Below are 21,659 nucleotides of genomic sequence, written 5' to 3' on the forward strand. Positions count from 1 at the left end.
AGCTAAGATTGAAATCTGTTCCTTGTCTTCATCCTAGCTATAATACCTACTGTGACATCTCCCAGATAAAAAATGAGACAAAGCGCCTGCGTAAGGTGTGGGAGGAGGAGGGTGTGGGAGGAGGAGGTGTGGTCCAAGCAGAATGGGGAGGGCGAATGCATTATTTGCTTTGGGAGCAACCAACAACTCTATTGATTTGGGATGCTGCCAGTTTCCGCCACGATTCGACTCTTGGATATGCGGATGCTCCAGGATTTCGGTGCGGAGGATTCCCTGAGTACCCGGGGTTTGATTCAGTTGCGCACGTAAAACTGGCGGTTAGAGTGCGCCCGTTGACTGCGATGGACTTTTCGATTATAGACAGACACTACCTAGGTTTGAGGGTTAGCAAGGTAGCTTTCCTACAATTTAATGAATTTAAGGATTTTTGTCGCGCTGAAATGATGATATTACGATTTTTTGGCATGATTCGCATTTTTTCGGCAGTAAGGGGCGTGAGCTTTACCAAGGGATTCTTAATTGTTAATTTCGATCAAACATTGGAGGCTTGAATGATTACATTAACTAGCGATTACAGACTCTTGATCGATCCTACTAAAACAGCCGCTTTCTATGCAGTGTTTTTAATTTTTCCTGTTTATATGATTTATCAAGTATTGGTTCAGTTTCGATTTATTCCGCCAGTCTTTGGTAGCTATTTTTCTGTGGCAGCAGTTTTGATCTTACCTCTTTCACTCTGGGTAGTGTTGAAAGGCTCAGGGTATTCGAGGTGTTTTGGCATGTTTTATGTCAAATTACTTATGTTACTTGTTTTCATGATGTGCGTATTAGGGTTGGTTGGTCATTTCTCCGGTGTAAACGCTGAAATCAATAGCTATCATTTTAAAAGTGCGCTGAGATTTTGCTCTCTTTTTTTTGTGATGTTTTCTTTTGTTTTACTGAGCTTGAGTTCGAGAAGGCTGTTTTTTTGGTTTATGGTTTCGTATTCAGTGTTTATATGTATATTTTCCGTGGGGGGGTCATTTGTTTATCCTGCGATGATGATTAATGGCTATATGTTCGAGTTGGATTATCAACAGATCGCACTTGTTTATCTAATTGTATTGATCATGCTCTTGCCAGAGTGCGGTGCGATGCAGCGTTTTTTGTTGTATGTTGTTACAATTCCCGCAATGTTTTTAATAGGCGCTAGATCAGAGTTTTTTGCTTTTTTTATACTCGTTTTCATCGTGGAGTTTGTACGGTACGGTGCTCGTTTTATTATCTTCTCCTATTTTGCATTGTTGGCGACAATCTTGTCGTTATTTGTATTTATGAGTGGAAGAGATTTCACCGAGTATCGTATTTTTGCGATTTTTTCATCTGATGGCGATTCATCCCTTAATTCCAGAAAAGTTTTGCAGGAGCGCGCGATCAATACAATACTAGAGCATCCCTTGATGGGGGCTTACTACAGTCACGAGCCAGGGGCTTATGCGCACAGTGCGCTGGCAGCTTGGGTCGATTACGGAGTGCTAGGCTTCATTATTCTGCTTGTTTTGGTTCTGGGGCCTTTTTTCTCCCTAATGGCCAACTTTCGTCGCCATTATCATTCCCCTATTTGGATTCAAGCGTTTTCTTCAATTTCAATAACGATATTTATGCTGATTTTCGCTAAGTCTTATACCTACAGTTTGGTACCCGTATCGATAGCGTTATATTGTATTTTTAGAATAAAAGCAGATCAAGATTCAGTAAAATATTTACCCATAAGAGGAATTGTATGACGATCCGGGTGCTTTACATCGATGGAGACGGGCCGCTGGGTGGAGCATCGCGCAGTCTGTTCGAAGCTGTCGGTAATCTTCCTAAAGGAGAGGTGGATGCGTACTTCTTTGCCACACAAGGCACGGCGCTAAAATTCTATAGTCAAGTCGCCGTGGATATAATAACAGTGCGAGGTATGCCGAAATTTGATAACACTCGATATGGTTTCTATCGTGGCTTTCGCTGGCTGATATTGCTGCGTGAGTTCTTTTATTTGCCGTTCATGTTAATTGGACTTTTAAAAGCTAAACATAAGTGGAAGACATTCGATATTGTGCATGTAAACGAATTCGTTTATATAATTCCCGCGCTGCTGGCGAAGTGGATTTTCGGTGCGCGACTCGTCGTTCATGTTCGTGCTTTATCACAAAAGGACGATGCGTCGCTGCGTACGAGGATGATCAATGGCATTTTCAAGCGTTGGGTTGATCGTGTAATTGCCATTGATGGGAATGTTCGGGCGACTCTTTCCCCAGAGTTGTCTGTAGATATAATTAATAATTCATTTACTCCAGTTTCCAATCAAGTTCCTGACACAAAGATAGTTAATTTTTTTGAGTCATTACCTGATTGCTCGTTAAAGGTTGGGTTCGTCGGTAATGTTCATTATTCTAAAGGTATAGTAGAAATTTTTGAGGCTGCTAAAATTCTTTCAGGAACAAACAAAAATGTTAATTTTATAATTGTCGGTGGCGGTACTACCAGTGATCAAGGCGTTAAAGCCTGGATATTGGCAAGATTGGGATTTGCCCAAAATGCCGGAACTGATATTGGGGAGCTCGTAAAGAAAGACGCGCTAACTTCGTGCTTTCACATGCTGGGTCCAACATTGAACATAAAGTATGTTTACGACCGCATTGATGTTCTGTTGTTTCCCTCTCATTTCGATGCGCCTGGCAGACCTGTTTTCGAGGCCGGTTTTTCTTCGGTCCCAAGTATCGTAGCGGTTACTAATCCAACTCCAGATACATTTGTTCATAGGGAGACAGGACTCGCGATTCCTGCGAAAGATCCTCAAGCGCTTGCCGAGGCCATTGAGTTTTTTCTGGATAATCCCTCCGAGAGGATGCGAATGGGCGATAGCGCTCGCGAACTCGCTTTGAGGAATTTTAGCCCAGCGATCAACTCAAAAAAGCTCTTTGACGTATACTCTAAAATGATTTCAGTAAAATAATCGACTGAAGTCTGAATATAGGTACAGTATGAAAACATTAAATAATTCTAAGCGGTATCAAATTTGCACAACATGTATAATGGACACTACTGACCCTAGTATTTCATTCGATACTCAAGGTGTATGTGATTATTGCCGAAACTTCAAGGCTGAGATTGTTCCTAATTGGAATACTGATCAGAAAGGCGAATCTGAGCTAATGGCGCTCGCTGACAAGATCAAAGCACACGGTCGTGGCAAGGATTTTGACTGCATCATTGGCCTTAGCGGTGGCTTGGATAGTTCGTATGCCGCTTACATAGCAAAAGAAAAAATGGGATTACGCCCATTATTATTTCACGTTGATGCAGGTTGGAACACGGATCAGGCAGTTGGTAACATCGAAAAATTGGTAGATGGTCTTGGCCTTGATCTTTACACTGATGTCATAAACTGGGAAGAGATGAAAGATCTTCAAACGTCTTTTTTTCGTTCTCAGATTGCCGACCAGGATTTGCCGCAAGACGCGGCGTTCTTCTCCGGGCTTTACAAGTTTGCACGCGAACATCGGATAAAATATGTGTTAACTGGCGGCAACTACTCTACTGAGTGTTGCAGAGAGCCTGAAGAATGGGGTGGGTATCCGGGCATTGACAAAACGCTTTTTCTGGATATCCATAAACGTTTCGGTAAGCGAAAACTACAATCCTTTCCGCTGACGGATATTCTTGTATATAAGATCTTCTATCAGCGCCTTCTAGGTATGGAAGTGGTCAAGCCTCTCAATCTGGTCCCATACATCAAAAAGGATGCGGAGGCAACTCTTGAGAGCTTGTTCGGCTGGAAAAAATTCCAGCATAAGCACCACGAGTCCCGCTTCACGCGCTTCTATGAAGACTATTGGATGCCACGTAAATTTGGCTATGAGAAGCGTCGTGCACATTTCTCGAGCTTGATTATGACCGGCCAGATGACAAGGGATGCCGCGCTTGAGCGTATCTCCAAGCCTGAGCTCGATGAACAGTTCCTCAAAGGCGAATTCGAATACGTGGCCAACAAACTGGATCTCACTGTGGAGCAACTTCAGGAGATTTTCGAGGGTGAGAACAAGACCTACCATGACTATCGCAATAAGCGCTTCCTCATTGGCGTAGGTTCGCGTGTAATGAGCACCTTAGGGTTGGAGAGAAGGCTTTTCAGATGATCACTATCATCGATTACGGATTGGGTAACATTCAGGCGTTTGTCAACGTTTACAAGCGATTGAACATCCCGGTGACGGTAGCTAAGCAGCCGGGGGATCTTGAGTCGGCGACACGTCTAATCCTTCCAGGAGTCGGTGCGTTCGATCATGCGATGGAGCGTCTGGATGCATCAGGTATGCGTCCGCTTCTGGAAAAGCTTGTGCGGGAGCAAAAGGTTCCGGTCCTAGGGATCTGCGTAGGTATGCAGATCCTGGCTTCTGCCAGTGATGAAGGTCGACTCCCTGGGCTTGGATGGGTCAGAGGGCGAGTGCGGGCATTCGCAGACGTTCCAGAGCTCAAGGGGATTCCTTTACCGCATATGGGTTGGAATGACATTCGGCCCCGGCCTGACGTGCCCTTGTTCAAGGGGCTGGAAGAGGATGCGAGGTTCTATTTTTTGCACTCATTCTTTTTCGACTGCGAAGACGGGACTGGAGGCATTGCGTCCGCGTCCTACGGACAAGATTTTGTCTGTGCCGTCGCTGAAGATAATGTCTACGGCGTGCAGTTTCATCCCGAAAAGAGCCACCATTTTGGGGCGGATCTTCTGAAAAACTTCGCGGAATTTTAATATGCTAAGGCCTAGAATCATTCCATGTCTGTTGATTCAGGATAGCGGTCTGGTGAAAACCGTCCGTTTTAAAGACCCAAAGTATGTTGGGGATCCTATCAACGCGGTTAAGATCTTCAATGAGAAAGAGGCGGATGAGCTGATCGTATTGGATATCGACGCTTCGGTTAAAGGTGTTGAACCCAATTACAAACAGATTGCCAATCTAGCCGCAGAATGCCGGATGCCGTTGTGTTACGGCGGTGGTATACGAACGGCTGAACAGGCAAAAAGAATAATCAGTCTGGGGGTCGAGAAGGTTGCCATCAGCTCTGCTGCCTTGGCAGATCCTATGTTGATCACCAGGATCGCTGAAGAAATTGGGCGGCAGAGTGTCGTTGTGGTTTTGGACCATAAACATCGGATGCTGAGCAAAAGCCAGGATGTCTGGACCCACAACGGTACCCGCAATACCAAACGCAGCGTATTGGAAGTGGCGATGGAAATGCAGGAACTGGGTGCCGGTGAGATTGTGATCAACGCCATCGATAATGATGGGCGGATGAAGGGTTATGATATAGACCTCGCACTTAAGTTACGTCAATCCCTGCACATCCCCATCACGATCTTAGGTGGCGGTGGGTCGCTTGAAGATATGCGTAGCGTAGTCTCCGCATGTGGTGTTGTGGGGGTCGCTGCGGGTAGTTTTTTTGTGTTCAAGGGGAGCTATCGTGCGGTGCTAATCAGCTACCCAAGTGCACAACAAAAAGACGAGCTAATTTATTCAGCTATACGAACTAAGTAACATAGCCTGGTTCGCGGCAAGGGTAGGTCATTATGTTTAGTGGAAAAAAACTTCTTATCTCCGGTGGCACGGGTTCCTTCGGTAACGCGGTACTAAAACGTTTCCTGGATACCGATATTGCTGAAATTCGAATTTTCAGTCGGGACGAAAAGAAACAGGATGACATGCGCAAGCGCTACAGCAACCCAAAGCTTAAGTTCTACATTGGTGACGTGCGTGATTATCAGAGCGTTCTAAACGCTACCCGTGGAATTGACTATATTTTTCATGCCGCTGCGCTCAAGCAGGTCCCATCTTGTGAGTTTCACCCGATGGAGGCGGTAAAAACCAACGTTATCGGTACTGATAATGTCTTGGAGGCCGCGATCCAGAATGAAGTTAAACGCGTGGTCTGCTTGAGCACCGACAAGGCAGTTTACCCAATTAACGCAATGGGTATATCAAAAGCCATGATGGAAAAGGTCATGGTTGCCAAGTCTCGTAATGTGGATGATACCAAGACTGTTATCTGCGGTACTCGTTACGGGAATGTCATGGCATCCCGCGGATCGGTTATCCCGCTGTTCATCGACCAGATACGTGCTGGAAAATCTTTGTCGATTACAGATCCAAACATGACTCGGTTCATGATGACGTTAGCGGATGCTGTTGATTTGGTTCTGTATGCCTTTGAACATGGCAACAATGGAGATCTCTTCGTTCAAAAGGCACCCGCAGCGACAGTGGAAACACTTGCGCGTGCGCTGACATCAATGTTGGGACAACCCGAGCATCCCATTCAGATCATCGGTACGCGTCACGGGGAGAAACTCTACGAGGCACTGCTGAGCCGGGAAGAAATGGCATGCGCCGAGGATATGGGCGACTATTTCCGTGTTCCCCCTGACCTGCGGGATTTGAACTACAGCAAATTTGTAGAGCAGGGCGAAGAAAAAATTTCCACGATGGAGGACTATAACTCTCATAACACAGAGCGACTGGACGTCGAGGGCATGCAGAACCTGCTGCTTAAACTGGACTTTATGCGTGCAATTCAGCGCGGCGAACATGCGACACCCGAGGAATAAGGCATGAAAGTATTGATCACCGGTGCCAACGGATTCGTCGGTAAGAATCTCGTTGCTCATTTGAAAGTGCGAAAAGACGTCGAGGTGCTGCGATTCTGTCGGGAGGACAGTATTGCAAGCCTGCATTCACTCGTATCAAAAGTGGATTTCATTTTCCATTTGGCCGGTGTCAATCGTCCTCAAAATGTTGAAGAGTTTAAGGTGGGTAATGCGGATTTGACTCAAGCGCTGTGTGTTGCTGTTGAAGCTACCGGTCGCAACATTCCTCTACTGTATACTTCTTCAATTCAAGCTGAATTAGCCAACGCCTATGGTTCCAGTAAACGAGATGCTGAGGAGGCGCTGCTGAGCCTTTCTGCTAAACATGGCAATCATGTTCATTTGTTTCGATTGCCTAATGTCTTTGGTAAGTGGGCACGACCTAATTATAATTCCGCGGTCGCGACTTTTTGCCACAATATCGCCCATGGATTGCCGATCTGTATCAATGACGCGAATGCCAAGGTTTCGCTTGTTTACATTGATGACGTTATAGCCAGTTTTGTATCTGTTATGGATGGCAAGCAATCGGGTAACCCATTTGTTACTGTTGAACCTCATTATACGACGACGGTAGGTGAGCTTTCGGCACAAATTTATGCATTTAAAGAAAGCCGTCAGTCGATGATCACGGAGCGTGTGGGGGCTGGGCTAGTGCGCGCTTTGTACTCTACGTATCTAAGTTATCTACCGCCTGAAGATTTCACTTACGAAGTTCCCAAGTATGGAGACGCCCGCGGTGTCTTTGTTGAGATGCTCAAGACCAAGGATTCTGGTCAGTTTTCTTATTTTACCGCACATCCCGGTATCACCCGGGGTGGTCACTATCACCATACCAAAACCGAAAAATTCCTGGTCATCAAAGGCAGGGCGTGTTTTCGTTTTCGCCACATATCATCAGATGCGTTTTACGAACTGTTCACTGATGGGGAAACCCCGGAAATCGTCGAGACGGTACCAGGTTGGAGTCACGACATCACTAACGTCGGTGACGACGAAATGATCGTGATGTTGTGGGCGAACGAAATTTTTGATCGTGAGATGCCGGACACTTACACCATGCCTGTAGGCACCCAGGTCTGACTGAATAGGAATGAGCGTTGCGATGAAAAAGTTGAAAATCGTCACAGTTGTAGGCACCCGTCCTGAAATTATCCGTTTGTCGCGAGTTATCGCCGCACTCGACAAACACTGCGATCACGTATTGGTTCACACCGGCCAAAACTATGACTATGAGCTGAATGAGATATTTTTCCAGGACCTCGGGATTCGCAAACCGGATCATTTTCTCAATGCGGCAGGTAGTAGTGGCGCAGAAACGATCGGAAACGTGATTATTGCGGTGGATCGAGTGCTTGCGTCAGTTCAACCTGAAGCACTGCTGGTGTTGGGTGATACCAATAGTTGCATGGCGGTTATTCCTGCAAAACGACGTAAAATTCCAACTTTTCATATGGAAGCAGGTAATCGTTGTTTCGATATGCGGGTTCCTGAAGAGATCAATCGTCGGATCGTCGATCATACTGCTGACATCAACCTTACTTACAGCACTATTGCGCGAGATTACCTACTTAAAGAAGGGTTGTCTCCCGATATGGTCATCAAGACCGGTAGTCCGATGTTCGAGGTCTTGAATCATTATCGCGATGGAATTGACGCGTCAGATGTATTGCAACGCTTGGGCCTGGAGTCAGGTAAGTTTTTTGTAGTCAGCGCACATCGCGAAGAGAATATCGATTCTGATAAGAATTTTCTAAAATTGGTTGATGTCCTCAATACTGTTGCAGTGACTTTTGGTTATCCGGTCATTGTTTCAACTCATCCACGTACTCAAAAACGTGTGGATGCACTGGGTATTGTATTTCATGAGAATGTAAATCTTCTCAAGCCCCTAGGGTTCAAAGACTACAATAAATTACAACTCGAGTCCAAGGCGGTATTGTCCGATAGCGGTACCATCAACGAAGAGTCTTCGATTCTAAACTTTCCGGCGTTGAACATACGTGAGGCTCACGAGCGTCCTGAAGGTATGGAGGAAGCCGCTGTAATGATGGTAGGGCTTGAGGTTGAGCGGGTCTTGCAAGGGCTGATGATTCTGGAGTCGCAAGCTTCCGGAGCTGAACGTACTTTGCGCCTGGTCGCAGACTACAGTATGCCCAACGTTTCCGAAAAAGTCGCGAGAGTCGTACACAGTTATACTGACTATGTTAACCGAGTGGTCTGGAAGCGTTACTAATTTGAGTTGTGATCATGCCTGAGAGTAAATTGAGAATTCTGGTGGTTTCGCAGTATTTTTGGCCAGAAAATATGCGAATCAACGATTTGGTTAGCGATTTTACCGAGAAGGGACACTCGGTCACTGTGTTGACGGGTTTGCCTAATTATCCAGAAGGCAAAATATTCGAAGAGTATGAGGCGACGCCTGCACAATTTAACAACTATTGCGATGCCAAAGTAGTCAGAGTTCCTATGCTGGCACGAGGTAAGCGAAGTATAAGTTTGATATTGAATTATTTCAGTTTCTTCACTTCTGCCTCGGTCGTGGGTGCTTATAAATTGCGCGGCGAAAAATTCGACGCAGTATTTGTTTATGCAGTGTCCCCGATTATGGCGGCTATACCGGCATTGGTTATGGGGCGACTAAAGCGCGCACCGGTGTTTGTATGGGTGCTTGATCTTTGGCCTGAGACACTGAGGGCAGTGGGTGTTCTCAAAAAACCTGCTTTGCTATCACTTGTCGGAAAAATGGTGTCGTGGATTTATAATCGAACTGATTATTTGCTTTTGCAGTCTCATGGTTTCTTTGAGAATGTTAAAAATTATTGTACGAAAGACATAGATCCTCAACGGTTGGTTTATTTTCCAAGTTGGGCCGAAGATGATTTTTCATCAGCAGTGCCCCAAAGTTCCAGTTTATTGGATCGTGACGATACGGTATTTACTGTCGTATTCGCGGGCAACCTCGGTGAAGCTCAGGATCTTCCTGCGGTTCTGGATGCTGCATCCGCGCTACGTGATAAGGTGGCTATTCGCTGGGTAATTGTTGGTGACGGTCGAATGAGTGAATGGCTGGGTCAGCAAGTACACTCAAGGGGGCTCGATAATGTGTTGTTATTGGGCAGGCATCCGTTGGAAAAGATGCCAGGTTTGTTTGCGAACGCGGATGCCTTGCTTGTTTCGCTCAAGACCAATGATGTTTTTGAAAAGACCATTCCCGGAAAGGTCCAAGCCTATCTAGCATCAGGCAGGCCGCTCCTGGGGATGATCAACGGCGAGGCAGCAAGGGTGATTGGTGACTCTGGCGCTGGCCTCACCTGCGCATCTGGTGACGCCAGCGGACTCGCAAGCATTACCTTGGCGCTCGCGAAAACAGACTCAATGAAGCTGAAGGCGATGGGGGAGTCAGGTCGTCAATATTACCTGAGCAACTACTCGAAGCCTCTTCTTCTGACCCGACTCGAAGATTTATTTCGCAACGCCACTCTACGAAAGGTCAACCGCTGATGCAGCAGACTATTTTACTGACCGGCGCGACTGGTTTCGTTGGGGGAGCCATTTTAAAGCGCTTACATGATGAGAAAAAACACTCTGTCATGGTCGCAGTTCGACACGAGTCGCGCTCTCTTGCTAGAAGTGTTCCACAGATTCGCATTGGGTCCCTCGACGGTAGTACTAATTGGGAAGGGCATTTCGTAGATTCTGGCGTAGTAATTCATTCTGCGGCTCGAGTGCATGTGATGAATGACGTCGAAGCCGACCCACTGGCGGCGTTTCGTAAAGTAAATGTCGAGGGTACTTTGAATCTTGCCAGGCAAGCGGCTGACGCTGGCATACGACGATTCATTTTCATCAGTTCAATAAAGGTCAACGGGGAAGGGACCGAGCACGGTGTTTCTTATACCGCCGAAGACTCACCGGCCCCCATGGATCCGTATGGGATTTCGAAGATGGAAGCTGAGCAGGGACTTCGCAAGCTCGCGGCAGAAACGGCGATGGAGATAGTTATAATTCGACCGGTGCTGGTCTATGGGCCAGGTGTCAAAGCGAATTTTTTGAATATGATGCGCTGGTTGGATAGGGGAATCCCTCTTCCTTTCGGAGCGATTCATAACAGTCGAAGTCTAGTTGCTCTTGACAATCTGGTGGATCTGATAGTGACATGTATCGATCACCCTGCGGCGGCGAATCAGACGTTTCTTGTGAGCGATGGTGAGGACTTGTCTACTACTGCGTTGTTGAGCAAAATGGCTAAAGCGCTCAATAAACCGGCCAGACTAATCCCCATACCCAGTTGGATGCTTCAGGGAGTTGCCGGCCTGTTGGGTAAGAAAGGGCTTTCGCAGAGACTGTGCGGGTCATTGCGAGTCGATATCTCCAAAACTCGAAGTCTTTTAGGCTGGATACCGCCACGAAGCGTTGATGAAGCGTTGGCGAATACTGCAAAGCATTTCCGGGAAAATAAATAAGAATGATTTATTTGTGGTTGGTACCTGCAGTTGCCGTTTTTTCTTTTTTATTAACTGGCGCACTGAGACGATACGCGCTGGCTAGAAGCATCATTGATGTTCCCAATGCGCGAAGCTCCCATACGATTCCAACACCGCGCGGTGGTGGAGTCGCGATTGTCTTGACCTTTCTGGCATCCCTTCCATTTTTTGGTGTGCTCGAACTGGTACCTTGGCAGCAGTTGGTCGCAATAGGCGGTGCAGGAGCATTGGTAGCCGTTATTGGATTCATGGACGATCACGGCCACATTGCTGCTCGTTGGCGTCTGTTGGGACATTTTGGTGCTGCTATCTGGCTTCTTGCCTGGTTAGGGGGGCTCCCCCCCGTTACATTGTTCGGCATGAGTCTGAACCTTTATTGGTTTGGAAACCTACTCGCTGCGTTTTATCTGGTTTGGCTGCTGAATCTATACAATTTCATGGACGGAATTGACGGCATTGCCAGCATCGAAGCATTGTGTGCTTGTCTTGGTGCTTGTTTGCTTTACTGGATGAGTGGCGCTCCGCAGCTCGTCTGGGGGCCATTGATGCTGGCTGTAGCTGTAATCGGTTTCCTATACTGGAATTTTCCACCAGCACGGATATTTATGGGCGATGCCGGAAGTGGCTTTTTGGGCATCGTTCTGGGCGGTCTTTCGCTGCAGGCAGCCTGGGCCTCCCAGGAGTTTCTGTGGGCTTGGTTGATCCTTTTAGGCGTGTTCATTGTCGATGCGACATACACCTTGATTCGCCGATTGCTTCGCGGTGATAAAGTTTATGAGGCCCATCGGAGCCATGCATATCAGTATGCATCTCGCCGGTTCGGCAAGCATTTGCCGGTAACGCTAGCCGTAGGTGCCATTAATCTTTTCTGGTTGTTGCCAATCGCATTCGCGGTAACACAATTCAGGCTGGATGGGGCTTGGGGCGTAATTATCGCCTATAGTCCGCTGGTCATTCTTGCTGTGAAATTTCGTGCTGGTCAGCTCGAAACGGCCTGAAGCTATCTAGACGTCTGTGGCATCGGATTTAGACGGTGCTGGCCACGAGCGAATCGGTACAATGAACAAGTGAACTCAGCTCAGGAGCAGCACAAGGTGTTTGAAGGGTTTATGGATCGACTACGTGCGTTGTTGTTGGGTCTTACTCGCCACCAGAAACGATTGATTCAGGTACTGGCTGACATTGCTTTGGTATGGGCGGCGCTTTGGTTGGCCTTCGTCGTACGCCTGGGCATTGATGAAATGATCAACCCCCTCACCACGCATATCTGGCTCTTCCTAAGCGCCCCTGCTGTGGCGATTCCGCTATTCATTCGGTTTGGCATGTATCGCGCGGTGATGCGCTATTTCGGTAACGATGCCCTCATTGCAATCATCAAGGCAGTCAGCCTGTCGTCGTTGATTTTAGGAGTTATCGTCTATTGGTATAGCAACCATCAAAATGTTGTTCCTCGATCGATCATATTCAACTATTGGTGGTTGAGTTTGGTGATGATTGGTGGGCTACGTTTGGCTATGCGTCAGTATTTCCTTGGTGACTGGTTCTCAGCTGCTCAGCATGTCCCTTTCACTAACCGTGATGATGGTCTGCCAAAGGTTGCAGTTTATGGTGCGGGTGCGGCTGGTAATCAGTTGGTGGCTGCTCTCCGCATGGGACGCGTGATGCGTCCGGTCGCGTTTATTGATGATGATGACAGTATTTCGAATCGGGTAATCTCGGGGCTGCAAGTCTATAAGCCGCAGCATATCGAGCAGATGATCCACGCTACCGGTGTCCAGGAAATTTTGCTCGCTATTCCGTCCTCCTCCCGTGGTCGTCGTCGCGAGATTTTGGGATTCCTTGAAGGGTACCCATTGCATGTGCGCAGTGTGCCAGGTTTCATGGACTTGGCGAGCGGCAGGGTTAAAGTGGATGATATTCAAGAAGTCGATATTGCCGACCTGTTAGGGCGCGATGCTGTTCCTGCGCAAGAAGACTTGCTGGAGCACTGTATTCGGAAAAAAGCTGTAATGGTTACCGGTGCCGGTGGTTCGATCGGTTCTGAGTTATGCAGGCAGATCCTGGCGCAGTTACCAACCACACTTATTTTGTTCGATCATAGTGAGTTTAATCTCTATTGCATTTTATCCGAGCTTGAGCAGCGTATAAGCCGTGAATCGTTGTCCGTAAGGCTTTTACCAATTCTTGGTTCAGTAAGTAACCCAGCAAAATTGCTCGACGTTTTGAAGACATGGCGCATTGAAACGGTCTATCACGCTGCGGCCTATAAACATGTACCAATGGTCGAACACAATATTGCAGAGGGGGTTCTTAACAATGTCATGGGTACGCTCAACACAGCGCAAGCGGCGCTGCAGGCGGGCGTTGCCAATTTTGTGCTGATTTCAACCGATAAAGCCGTTCGTCCTACAAATGTCATGGGTAGTACCAAACGACTTGCCGAATTGACCTTGCAGGCTTTGAGTCGTGAGATCGCACCGGTTTTGTTCGGCGATAACTCTAACGTTTCCCGGGTGAATAAAACCCGCTTCACGATGGTTAGATTCGGTAACGTCTTAGGGTCTTCGGGATCAGTTATTCCGCTTTTCCACAAGCAGATTAAATCCGGCGGTCCTATTACGGTAACTCACCCAAAAATTACTCGCTATTTCATGACCATTCCTGAAGCTGCTCAATTGGTAATCCAGGCTGGATCGATGGGGCAGGGGGGGGACGTTTTCGTACTCGACATGGGTGAGCCGGTTAAAATTGTCGAATTGGCAGAAAAGATGATCCATCTTTCTGGACTGAGTGTTCGTTCCGAAAAGAACCCTAATAATGATATCGCTATAGAATTTACGGGGCTACGTCCAGGTGAGAAGCTTTATGAAGAGCTTTTGATTGGAGATAACGTAGAGTCAACCAAGCACCCGATGATCATGAGTGCGAACGAAGATTACTTGCCTTGGGATGTACTGAAGGTAAAACTGTCTGAGTTGCTCTCGGCGGTTGACCAGGATGACTACGTAAAAGTGCGACAATTACTGCGTGACACCGTCAGTGGTTATGCACCTGATGGGGATATAGTCGATTGGATATATCAGCAGCGTAGGCTTGAACCTTAGACACTTTGAGGATATGAGTCGTCATGACATAAAATACCCGCAATTGATGCGGGTATTTTTTTGTCGATCCCTTGGTAAAGGAAGATGCATGGTTAGCCCGAATGGTGTCACCCACGCTCATGCTCTGTTAGTTAATGCTCACGACTAGGTCAGTGGTGTACTAGTATGTGTGCGACAGCGTCGGTTCTGTATTCTGGTTCGTGCTCTTCAAGCTATAGGCTCTTTCAATGAAGTCCCTGATGGATGGTGCGGCGACGCCACCATATCGAGTTGAACCGACTTCGTTCAAGTGATGTGTGTCTTGATAGATTAACGTATTGTTTTCTATCGGAACGTTAGCGAAGAAGTCATTGCTCGAAAGATCTAGAAAGTGTGCATTTTTGTGCTTAGATACCAATTTCTTCACTTCGGCATTGGCTGACGTCCACTGATCATTCAACGAGGCTGTAAAGTGAAAGCCTAAGCTGTTTGCACGATAAATCCGTTGTGGATTCGTTGAAAGCATAGGTACCTGAGCAAGTACGAGCACTTCTTGATTTCTAGAAGATGCTTCCTCCAAGAAATCATCCAGCTTCTGCATGAACTGTTTGCTTGGCACATGATATTGCCACATCCCTGCAATAATGATTGCATCAGCATCAGGCGTGTATTTTTTTCCCTCTTCGATTTGATCAGTACATGCCTGACGCGCTCCTTCGATGATCCGCTCGGTGTCAAAGCCGGGGATCGTCACGCAACTACTTGCGGTAATGACTTTTATTTTTGCATGTGTTGTATTTCCCACAACATCTGCGAAGTGGTTTAATTGTGCGCCATGACTATCGCCAAGCATTAATAGTGTATGCTTCGACGTCTTATCACCTCTTATGCAATCGCCCACAATTTTTCCGTGGCAAATCTCGGCATCTATTGCATATCTCGTCAAATCCACTGGAAGGGGGTCAACAATTATTGGATTTATTTTGTTTGCTACGACGATTGCGGTGGTTGAGGCAGCAAGAAATCCAACTGCGCGCACTAACTTTGATCTTTTATAAGAGCGCTCTCTGAATGGCAGTTCAATGTAGTGGTAAGAGAGATACGCGCACCCCAGTGTTAAGGTCGCGAATGCTACCCCAGACAGTAGGTCGAGCTCATAGGAGCCATGTATGTAGCGCATGGTCGCCAATATTGGCCAGTGCCAGAGGTATAACGAGTAGGAAAGCGCGCCCAGCAATACGAGAGGTGGGCATGAAAGTAGTCGATTAACAATGCTCTTCTGGCGAGTTAGTAATAATGCGACGCCGATGCAGGATGGTAAAGCCAATATTCCAGGGAAACTCATGCTTTCTGTTATTAAGAAGAAGCTAAGAAGAACAGCAGTTGTACCAGCTAGGGCCGTAATATTTGACGTGCGCCTGGAGATTTCCCGATGAGGCGATATTAATACTGCCAAGCTTCCTATCAGGAATTCAGGGATTCTTGAAGACAGTGAAAAGTATGTTGTTTGTCGAAGATTCTGTTGCAGCTGAAATTCTGCGTATGCGAACAGTATAATTGTAATGGTTGCTAGTAATGGCGTTAAAATGCGTTTTGGGGTAAGCATTAAAATGATTGGAAGCAGTAAATAAAACTGCATTTCAATTGCCAATGACCACGTATGCAGGAGGGGCTGTTCGTACGCGGTAGGCGCGAAATAATCATGCTGCGCGGCAAAGAAAGAGTTGCTGTTGAAGTACAGTGCCGACTTCAAGCTGTCGTTAAAAGTGTCAAAGTCCCTGGGTATTAATAATATGGCCATCAAAAGTGATGTTACGGCAAGTAGAGCCAAATATGCTGGGACTATTCGTCGGGCTCGGTTAATGTAAAAGTTGTAGAATGAGAAGTTTTTATTGTGTTTTTTTTGAAGGATGATATTGGTAATCAGGTAGCCCGAAATAACAAAAAATATATCTACCCCAATAAATCCACCGCCTAACCAGTTTTTATTTAAATGGAAAAAAATCACACCAAGAACCGCAATCGCTCGCAGACCTTGAATGTCGTTTCTTACTAGGGTGCCGCTGGTCATTATTGTTCTCGGTCTTTGTGTTGGTTATTGAGCTTTTGTTTGGGCCCTATGTGTAATTTCCTACAAATATGAGTCGAAAATCTGACGGCATAGGGGTTACTTGGACGATCGCTTAGCTTGTTCTGCTTTGACGGGTTCATCATAAAACGCCATTTCCGGAACGCAAAGCTGCACATTGGCGCTCCTGCCTGGTATGTCATCTCTGCTTTATCGGCTCTAAAAGGTACCTGAACGTTGAAATGTATCCTTTGATCCAGCTTGGCGGGAGTCGAAACGGCGAAATCATATTGTAGTGGTTTTTGGACTCATTTTTTGGTCGTGTTATCTCTTCATTGTCATTGTCTCATATTTAGTAACGACCTAATTTTTGACAGTGTCCATCCATCGCCTAACTTGAGGAAGCAGCTGCGGAAAAGCTGCTTCCTCAATCGATGTCATGGAGCGTCATTTATGCGTACAGGCTATTTCTATTCCCTGGTTTTTGCCCTGCTCACCAGTCTATCTATCCCTGCTAACGCTGCGCCTGCGGCCAAGTCGGAGGCGTCCAAGGCTCCGGTGGCAATGGAGGCTTCGGCGGGTGCGCAATCCGCAAAGGTTGACCTCAACAAGGCCGATGCGCCGACCTTGCAGCGTGAGTTGTCCGGTGTGGGGGAGGCCAAGGCTTTGGCGATTGTTGCGTATCGTGAAAGTAATGGTCCGTTTGCATCCGTCGACGAGTTGCTCGAAGTCAAGGGTATCGGCAAGGCCCTTCTGGATAAAAATCGCGAGAAGCTTCAGGTGAACTAAGCTTGTCACTCAGCCTTGGAGGCCGGTCATTGACCGGCCTTTTTGCTTTCTGGCGATTGCTGCAAGGTTTTGCCTTTCGTCAGCGTTTAAAAAATTACGGCTATCATACTGCAAATAAATTATGCATATAATAAATAGGCTTTCCGCCCAGGCGCCCTGAGATCTGGCGCCTGTCCATTCCTCTGGCATCTCAGGAGCAACCTCATGTCTTCCCTTCAGTCCCAAGGCACCGCCCTCGTCACCGGCGCCTCTTCCGGTATCGGCGCTATCTACGCGCAGCGCCTGGCGGCGCGTGGTTTTGATTTGTTGTTGGTCGCCCGTGATCAAGAGCGGCTTGAAGCGGCGGCGAATGCGTTGCGTGATGCCCATGGTGTTCAGGTGGAGGTGTTAAAGGCGGATTTGACGCAGAAGGATGACGTGCTGAAGCTTGAGCAGCGTCTGCGCAGTGATTCGAGTATCAGCCTGTTGCTGAACAATGCGGGGGTGGCGGCGGATGGGTTGTTGGCTAATGCTGATCTGGACCAGCTGGAGCGCATGATTCAGTTGAATATCACGGCGGTCACGCGTTTGGCGTCGGCTGCGGCGGCGGGTTTTGCCAAGGCGGGGCGGGGCACGATCATCAACATTGCATCGGTGGTGGCGTTGTTTCCTGAGCGTTTCAATGCGACATACAGCGCGAGCAAGGCTTATGTGTTGAGTCTGACCCAGTCGTTGAACGCAGAACTCGACGGCACCGGCGTCAAGGTCCAGGCTGTATTGCCAGGGGTGACGCGTACCGAGATCTGGGAGCGTTCGGGTATCGATGCTTCGCAGATTCCGGCGGAGATGGTCATGGAGGCGGGCGAGATGGTCGATGCAGCCCTGGCGGGTCTGGATCAGGGTGAGTTGGTCACCATTCCGTCCTTGCCGAATGCTGGCGACTGGGATGCATTTGTGGCGGCGCGTCTCGTCATGGCGCCTAATCTTTCCAAAAGCAAGGCTGCCGCGCGTTACAAATGACGCGGGCGAACCGGTATGAGGTGGTTGTGGTATGAGTGATCGTCGAGTGGTAGTGACAGGCATGGGGCTGGTGTCTCCGCTGGGTAGCGGTGTCGAAGCGGTCTGGGCACGGTTGTTGGCCGGGCGTTCGGGGTTGCGCACTTTGCCTGGCGAGGTGGTGGCCGATCTGCCGACCAGTGTCGGTGGGGCCGTGCCGACCCTGGCGGAGGATCCGGAGGCGGGTTTTGACCCGGATCGGGCAACACCGCCCAAGGAACAGAAGAAGATGGACCGGTTCATTCTGTTTGCCATGGAGGCGGCGCGCCAGGCCATCGAACAGGCGGGTTGGCAGGCGCAAACAGGCGAGGCCCAGGAACGCACGGCAACCATTATCGGTTCCGGTGTTGGTGGTTTCGGGGCGATTGCCGATGCGGTGCGCACCACGGACAGCCGTGGGCCGCGACGTTTGTCGCCGTTTACCATTCCTTCGTTCCTGGTGAATCTGGCGGCGGGTCATGTGTCGATCCAGCATGGGTTCAAGGGCCCGCTCGGCGCGCCTGTCACGGCTTGTGCGGCCGGAGTCCAGGCGATTGGCGATGCGGTGCGGCTGATTCGTTGTGGTGAAGCGGATGTGGCGGTGTGTGGCGGCGCGGAGGCGGCGATCGATCGGGTCAGCCTGGCCGGCTTTGCGGCGGCGCGTGCTTTGTCCAGCGCGTTCAACGACACCCCGGAGCGCGCCTCGCGACCGTTCGATCGGGATCGCGATGGCTTTGTCATGGGCGAGGGGTCTGGCCTTCTGGTAGTCGAATCCCTGGAACATGCCTTGGCCCGGGGGGCTCAACCCCTGGCAGAAGTGGTCGGTTATGGCACCAGTGCTGACGCCTATCACCTGACCGCGGGGCCTGAGGATGGCAGTGGCGCACGCCGGGCGATGTCACTGGCATTGGCGCAGGCGGGGATCTTGCCGGAGCAGGTTCAGCACCTGAATGCGCACGCCACCTCGACGCCGGTAGGCGACTTGGGAGAGTTGGCAGCCATCAAGTCATTGTTCGGTTCGAACAACGGCATTGCAGTGACATCGACGAAATCGGCCACCGGGCATTTACTCGGTGCCGCCGGCGGCATCGAAGCCATTTTCACGCTGCTGGCGATCCGCGATCAGATCGTGCCGGCGACCCTCAATCTCGATAACCCGGACCCGGCCTCCGAAGGCGTGGACATTGTCCATGGCCAGGCTCGGCCGATGGCGATCGAGTACGCGCTGTCCAACGGTTTCGGCTTTGGCGGGGTCAACGCCAGCGTGCTGTTCAAACGCTGGGCTGGCTAGTGCCGGATCGATTGAGATAGCTACGAGTCACCTCGAGGATCTCGGCGGCCAGCTCGGGATTCTCGACGCTGCGCGAAAGCAGCAGCGCACCGATCAACGTGGACATGATGACGATGCTGCGGTGCTCGATGTTTTCGCCTTGCAGCGTACTTTCAATCTGGCGTAGTCGTGCATGGAGTACCACGTCTGAAGTGGGGCTCGGCTGGCCGCGCATGCCGAGTTCCGAAGACATGGTCGGCAGCGGGCAGCCTTCGTGGGGCGAGGTTTGGTGCCATTCAGAGAGGTAGGCGTTGATGAACGCCTCCAAGGGCCGGTCCTGGGCGAACAGCTCGGCGCACCGGACGTCCACTTCATCCCCGGCAGCCTGCAAGGCTTTTTCCACCAGCTCGTCCTTGGATTTGAAGTGTGAATAAAAGCCACCGTGGGTTAAGCCCAGCGCTTTCATCAGGGGCTGCAGGCCGGTGGCGCCGATGCCGTCGCGGCGAAAGCGTACGGAAGCTTCCTTGATGATGCGTTTGTGGGTCTGGGCTTTATGGTCCTGCGAGTAACGCATCTGATATCTCCACATCAATGCGCCATATTAACCAATGAAAATTGGATGGTGACTGTACTTCTATTTCTAAAAAGCATGCAGATGCGTCGAACTTGATTGAAATGCCAATGGAATATGGCACGAATAGTGATTATTTCTTCCTCGTCGATTGTTGAACAATCCGAGGTAACGAGTATGAGCAACGGACTGTCTCTGGCCGATCACATCACGCTGGAGTTGCGCGCCGACATCATTGGTGGACGCTTGCTGCCCGGCATGGCCTTGGTGGAAAACGATCTGGTGGAAGCCTACAACGCTTCGCGCAATACCATTCGCGAGGCCCTGCATCGCCTGGGGCAGGAGGGGCTGACCCGCTATGTGCGCAACAAGGGTGTGATGGTGCGCCGGTTGGGGATCGAGGATGTGCGGGACCTGTTCCAGGTTCGTCGTACGCTCGAATTGCAGGCAATCGGTTCAAGCCGGCCCCTGTGCGAGTCTCAGTCCGATCGCATGCTCCAAGCCCTGGAGGCTACCGAGCTGGCCCGGGACCGCGAGGACTGGCGTGCCGTCGGGACCCATGGCCTGGCCTTTCACCAACATATCGTCGGGCTGTTGCGCAGTCCGTTATTCGATGAGTTTTTCACCAACGTGGTCGCGCAGTTGCGCCTGGTGTTCTGCACCGCCCCCGATGAATCACGTTTTCAGGCGCCCTGGCTGGCTCGCGATCGGCAGATCCATGAGCTGCTCGCCGAGGGTGACAAGCGTGGGGCCGCAGACGCCATGAACCTGTATCTCGACGATTCCGAATACTTGCTGTTGCAAATGCTAGCCCCTGCTTCCCATCACTGATCGAGGATCTGTGCCATGTACAAAGACTATCCGGCGGCCTATCAAGTCAGCAAAGGCTCGGCCTTGCAGGTGGACAAGGCCTTCTACGAGCGGGTTCGCGACGCGAAGGACGGGCGCACCTTGATCGAGTCGTTCGAAGTGCCGATTCGCACCGGCCGTGCCTGGACGGTCCCGGCCGGGCATGTGTTTCGCGTCACCACGCCGGTCGGGCCGCAAGTGGGGGACTTCAATGTGTGGAACGCCAACGATCCGCGCGAACGCTTGTGGGCGGCGCGGACCCGGCAGTTGCAGGGCGCGCACGTCAGCACTCACGACAGGCTCTGGTCGAACCTGCCTTTTTTGCGGCCGCTGGTGACCATTACCGATGACAGCCTCGCCGCTTATGGTATCGATGAACATGGCGGCCGCCTGCACGACTTGCTGGGTACCCGCTGCGATCCCTATGTGAACAAAATGCTCACCGGCGAGGACTTCCATCATCACTGTCATTCCAACCTGACCCGCGCGGTACTGCCCCACGGCCTGACGGAATTCGACGTGCATGATGTGCTGAACATTTTCCAGTGCACGGGGCTGAACCACGATGACATGTATTTCATGAAGGCCTGTCCGGCGCAGAAGGGTGATTATTTGGAGTTCTTCGCCGAGATCGATTTGCTGTGTGCATTGTCGACCTGTCCGGGTGGCGATCTGTCGCTGGCCATGTGGGGGCCGGATGCGCAGGATCCGCTGAGTGTGTGCCGGCCGCTGGGGGTGGAGGTCTATCGCCTGGATGATGCGTTGCTCGAGGGGTGGAGCCAGCCGGAGCGTGCGGCGTACAAGGGGTTGCATGGGTTGCAGATTGCGAAGGCGGATTGGGAGGTGTAGGTGCTGGCTTGCCGG

General features: G+C 49.8%; 20 protein-coding genes. 18 read left to right on the forward strand and 2 right to left on the reverse strand.

Annotated features, from left to right (window positions below; translation table 11 throughout):
* Positions 1–155 precede the first annotated feature (155 nt).
* The 13 genes from NPS56_RS13010 (at position 156) to NPS56_RS13070 (ending at position 14,255) form a co-directional block, all read left to right on the forward strand.
* Positions 156–551, forward strand: coding sequence for a hypothetical protein (locus tag NPS56_RS13010; RefSeq protein ID WP_274074955.1), 396 nt, complete (start codon positions 156–158; stop codon positions 549–551).
* Positions 552–1,766 (forward strand): O-antigen ligase family protein, encoded by a 1,215-nt coding sequence (locus tag NPS56_RS13015; RefSeq protein WP_274074956.1) that lies wholly within the window; start codon positions 552–554, stop codon positions 1,764–1,766.
* The gene (locus NPS56_RS13020; protein WP_274074957.1) at positions 1,763–2,980 is read left to right on the forward strand and encodes a glycosyltransferase family 4 protein; all 1,218 of its coding nucleotides are present in this window, start codon (positions 1,763–1,765) and stop codon (positions 2,978–2,980) included. The genes NPS56_RS13015 and NPS56_RS13020 overlap by 4 nt, the downstream gene beginning before the upstream one ends.
* 28 nt (positions 2,981–3,008) lie before the next feature.
* Complete coding sequence (locus NPS56_RS13025) at positions 3,009–4,163, forward strand: N-acetyl sugar amidotransferase (RefSeq protein ID WP_274074958.1); 1,155 nt, start codon at positions 3,009–3,011, stop codon at positions 4,161–4,163.
* Positions 4,160–4,774, forward strand: coding sequence for an imidazole glycerol phosphate synthase subunit HisH (gene hisH / locus NPS56_RS13030; protein WP_274074959.1), 615 nt, complete (start codon positions 4,160–4,162; stop codon positions 4,772–4,774). The genes NPS56_RS13025 and hisH overlap by 4 nt, the downstream gene beginning before the upstream one ends.
* Position 4,775: 1 nt before the next feature.
* On the forward strand, positions 4,776–5,558 hold the full coding sequence (locus NPS56_RS13035; RefSeq protein ID WP_274074960.1) for an AglZ/HisF2 family acetamidino modification protein: 783 nt from the start codon (positions 4,776–4,778) through the stop codon (positions 5,556–5,558).
* 32 nt (positions 5,559–5,590) lie between these two features.
* Positions 5,591–6,625 (forward strand): polysaccharide biosynthesis protein, encoded by a 1,035-nt coding sequence (locus NPS56_RS13040; protein ID WP_274074961.1) that lies wholly within the window; start codon positions 5,591–5,593, stop codon positions 6,623–6,625.
* A gap of 3 nt (positions 6,626–6,628) precedes the next feature.
* Complete coding sequence (wbjC, locus tag NPS56_RS13045) at positions 6,629–7,747, forward strand: UDP-2-acetamido-2,6-beta-L-arabino-hexul-4-ose reductase (RefSeq protein WP_274074962.1); 1,119 nt, start codon at positions 6,629–6,631, stop codon at positions 7,745–7,747.
* Between the two features lie 22 nt (positions 7,748–7,769).
* Positions 7,770–8,900 carry a non-hydrolyzing UDP-N-acetylglucosamine 2-epimerase gene (gene wecB / locus NPS56_RS13050; RefSeq protein ID WP_274074963.1) on the forward strand — a complete coding sequence of 377 codons (1,131 nt, stop codon included), beginning with the start codon at positions 7,770–7,772 and terminating at the stop codon, positions 8,898–8,900.
* 14 nt (positions 8,901–8,914) lie between these two features.
* Positions 8,915–10,168: a glycosyltransferase family 4 protein gene (locus NPS56_RS13055; protein ID WP_274074964.1), complete on the forward strand. Its 1,254-nt coding sequence runs from the start codon at positions 8,915–8,917 to the stop codon at positions 10,166–10,168.
* The gene (locus NPS56_RS13060; RefSeq protein WP_274074965.1) at positions 10,168–11,130 is read left to right on the forward strand and encodes a UDP-glucose 4-epimerase family protein; all 963 of its coding nucleotides are present in this window, start codon (positions 10,168–10,170) and stop codon (positions 11,128–11,130) included. The genes NPS56_RS13055 and NPS56_RS13060 overlap by 1 nt, the downstream gene beginning before the upstream one ends.
* Positions 11,131–11,132: 2 nt before the next feature.
* The gene (locus NPS56_RS13065; RefSeq protein ID WP_274074966.1) at positions 11,133–12,149 is read left to right on the forward strand and encodes an MraY family glycosyltransferase; all 1,017 of its coding nucleotides are present in this window, start codon (positions 11,133–11,135) and stop codon (positions 12,147–12,149) included.
* A gap of 111 nt (positions 12,150–12,260) precedes the next feature.
* Positions 12,261–14,255, forward strand: a complete 1,995-nt coding sequence (locus NPS56_RS13070) for a polysaccharide biosynthesis protein (RefSeq protein WP_274074993.1) — start codon at positions 12,261–12,263, stop codon at positions 14,253–14,255.
* Positions 14,256–14,415: 160 nt separating this feature from the next.
* Here the strand turns inward: NPS56_RS13070 and NPS56_RS13075 are convergent, their stop codons facing one another.
* A complete protein-coding gene (locus NPS56_RS13075) occupies positions 14,416–16,305 on the reverse strand; it encodes an acyltransferase family protein (protein WP_274074967.1) in 1,890 nt (629 codons plus the stop codon).
* A gap of 450 nt (positions 16,306–16,755) precedes the next feature.
* Here NPS56_RS13075 and NPS56_RS13080 point away from each other — a divergent pair, with 450 nt between their 5' ends.
* The 3 genes from NPS56_RS13080 (at position 16,756) to fabF (ending at position 19,396) form a co-directional block, all read left to right on the forward strand.
* On the forward strand, positions 16,756–17,091 hold the full coding sequence (locus NPS56_RS13080; RefSeq protein ID WP_274074968.1) for a ComEA family DNA-binding protein: 336 nt from the start codon (positions 16,756–16,758) through the stop codon (positions 17,089–17,091).
* Positions 17,092–17,295: 204 nt separating this feature from the next.
* The gene (locus NPS56_RS13085) at positions 17,296–18,090 is read left to right on the forward strand and encodes an SDR family NAD(P)-dependent oxidoreductase (RefSeq protein WP_274074969.1); all 795 of its coding nucleotides are present in this window, start codon (positions 17,296–17,298) and stop codon (positions 18,088–18,090) included.
* Positions 18,091–18,121: 31 nt separating this feature from the next.
* The gene (gene fabF / locus NPS56_RS13090; protein ID WP_274074970.1) at positions 18,122–19,396 is read left to right on the forward strand and encodes a beta-ketoacyl-ACP synthase II; all 1,275 of its coding nucleotides are present in this window, start codon (positions 18,122–18,124) and stop codon (positions 19,394–19,396) included.
* Here fabF and NPS56_RS13095 read toward each other — a convergent pair.
* Positions 19,377–19,949, reverse strand: coding sequence for a TetR/AcrR family transcriptional regulator (locus tag NPS56_RS13095; RefSeq protein WP_274074971.1), 573 nt, complete (start codon positions 19,947–19,949; stop codon positions 19,377–19,379). The two genes, fabF and NPS56_RS13095, sit on opposite strands and share 20 nt — an antisense overlap.
* Positions 19,950–20,123: 174 nt before the next feature.
* Between NPS56_RS13095 and NPS56_RS13100 the strand changes: the two genes are divergently transcribed.
* Together NPS56_RS13100 and NPS56_RS13105 are read left to right on the forward strand one after the other, a co-directional pair.
* Positions 20,124–20,777 (forward strand): GntR family transcriptional regulator, encoded by a 654-nt coding sequence (locus NPS56_RS13100; protein ID WP_274074972.1) that lies wholly within the window; start codon positions 20,124–20,126, stop codon positions 20,775–20,777.
* Between the two features lie 15 nt (positions 20,778–20,792).
* Positions 20,793–21,644: an urea carboxylase-associated family protein gene (locus NPS56_RS13105; protein WP_274074973.1), complete on the forward strand. Its 852-nt coding sequence runs from the start codon at positions 20,793–20,795 to the stop codon at positions 21,642–21,644.
* Positions 21,645–21,659: the final 15 nt, after the last annotated feature.

Origin of the sequence: Pseudomonas putida (assembly GCF_028682635.1) — a bacterium.
Classification (GTDB): domain Bacteria; phylum Pseudomonadota; class Gammaproteobacteria; order Pseudomonadales; family Pseudomonadaceae; genus Aquipseudomonas; species Aquipseudomonas putida_AE.

Excerpts from the sequence above, each read along its gene's own strand:
- hisH (WP_274074959.1), top strand. The coding sequence starts at position 4,160 with ATGATCACTATCATCGATTACGGATTGGGTAACATTCAGGCGTTTGTC.
- NPS56_RS13015 (WP_274074956.1), top strand. The coding sequence starts at position 552 with ATGATTACATTAACTAGCGATTACAGACTCTTGATCGATCCTACTAAA.
- NPS56_RS13085 (WP_274074969.1), top strand. The coding sequence starts at position 17,296 with ATGTCTTCCCTTCAGTCCCAAGGCACCGCCCTCGTCACCGGCGCCTCT.
- fabF (WP_274074970.1), top strand. The coding sequence starts at position 18,122 with ATGAGTGATCGTCGAGTGGTAGTGACAGGCATGGGGCTGGTGTCTCCG.
- wecB (WP_274074963.1), top strand. The coding sequence starts at position 7,770 with ATGAAAAAGTTGAAAATCGTCACAGTTGTAGGCACCCGTCCTGAAATT.
- NPS56_RS13040 (WP_274074961.1), top strand. The coding sequence starts at position 5,591 with ATGTTTAGTGGAAAAAAACTTCTTATCTCCGGTGGCACGGGTTCCTTC.
- NPS56_RS13065 (WP_274074966.1), top strand. The coding sequence starts at position 11,133 with ATGATTTATTTGTGGTTGGTACCTGCAGTTGCCGTTTTTTCTTTTTTA.
- NPS56_RS13105 (WP_274074973.1), top strand. The coding sequence starts at position 20,793 with ATGTACAAAGACTATCCGGCGGCCTATCAAGTCAGCAAAGGCTCGGCC.
- NPS56_RS13060 (WP_274074965.1), top strand. The coding sequence starts at position 10,168 with ATGCAGCAGACTATTTTACTGACCGGCGCGACTGGTTTCGTTGGGGGA.
- wbjC (WP_274074962.1), top strand. The coding sequence starts at position 6,629 with ATGAAAGTATTGATCACCGGTGCCAACGGATTCGTCGGTAAGAATCTC.
- NPS56_RS13055 (WP_274074964.1), top strand. The coding sequence starts at position 8,915 with ATGCCTGAGAGTAAATTGAGAATTCTGGTGGTTTCGCAGTATTTTTGG.
- NPS56_RS13100 (WP_274074972.1), top strand. The coding sequence starts at position 20,124 with ATGAGCAACGGACTGTCTCTGGCCGATCACATCACGCTGGAGTTGCGC.
- NPS56_RS13075 (WP_274074967.1), bottom strand. The coding sequence starts at position 16,305 with ATGACCAGCGGCACCCTAGTAAGAAACGACATTCAAGGTCTGCGAGCG.
- NPS56_RS13080 (WP_274074968.1), top strand. The coding sequence starts at position 16,756 with ATGCGTACAGGCTATTTCTATTCCCTGGTTTTTGCCCTGCTCACCAGT.
- NPS56_RS13010 (WP_274074955.1), top strand. The coding sequence starts at position 156 with ATGCATTATTTGCTTTGGGAGCAACCAACAACTCTATTGATTTGGGAT.
- NPS56_RS13070 (WP_274074993.1), top strand. The coding sequence starts at position 12,261 with ATGGATCGACTACGTGCGTTGTTGTTGGGTCTTACTCGCCACCAGAAA.
- NPS56_RS13095 (WP_274074971.1), bottom strand. The coding sequence starts at position 19,949 with ATGCGTTACTCGCAGGACCATAAAGCCCAGACCCACAAACGCATCATC.
- NPS56_RS13035 (WP_274074960.1), top strand. The coding sequence starts at position 4,776 with ATGCTAAGGCCTAGAATCATTCCATGTCTGTTGATTCAGGATAGCGGT.
- NPS56_RS13020 (WP_274074957.1), top strand. The coding sequence starts at position 1,763 with ATGACGATCCGGGTGCTTTACATCGATGGAGACGGGCCGCTGGGTGGA.
- NPS56_RS13025 (WP_274074958.1), top strand. The coding sequence starts at position 3,009 with ATGAAAACATTAAATAATTCTAAGCGGTATCAAATTTGCACAACATGT.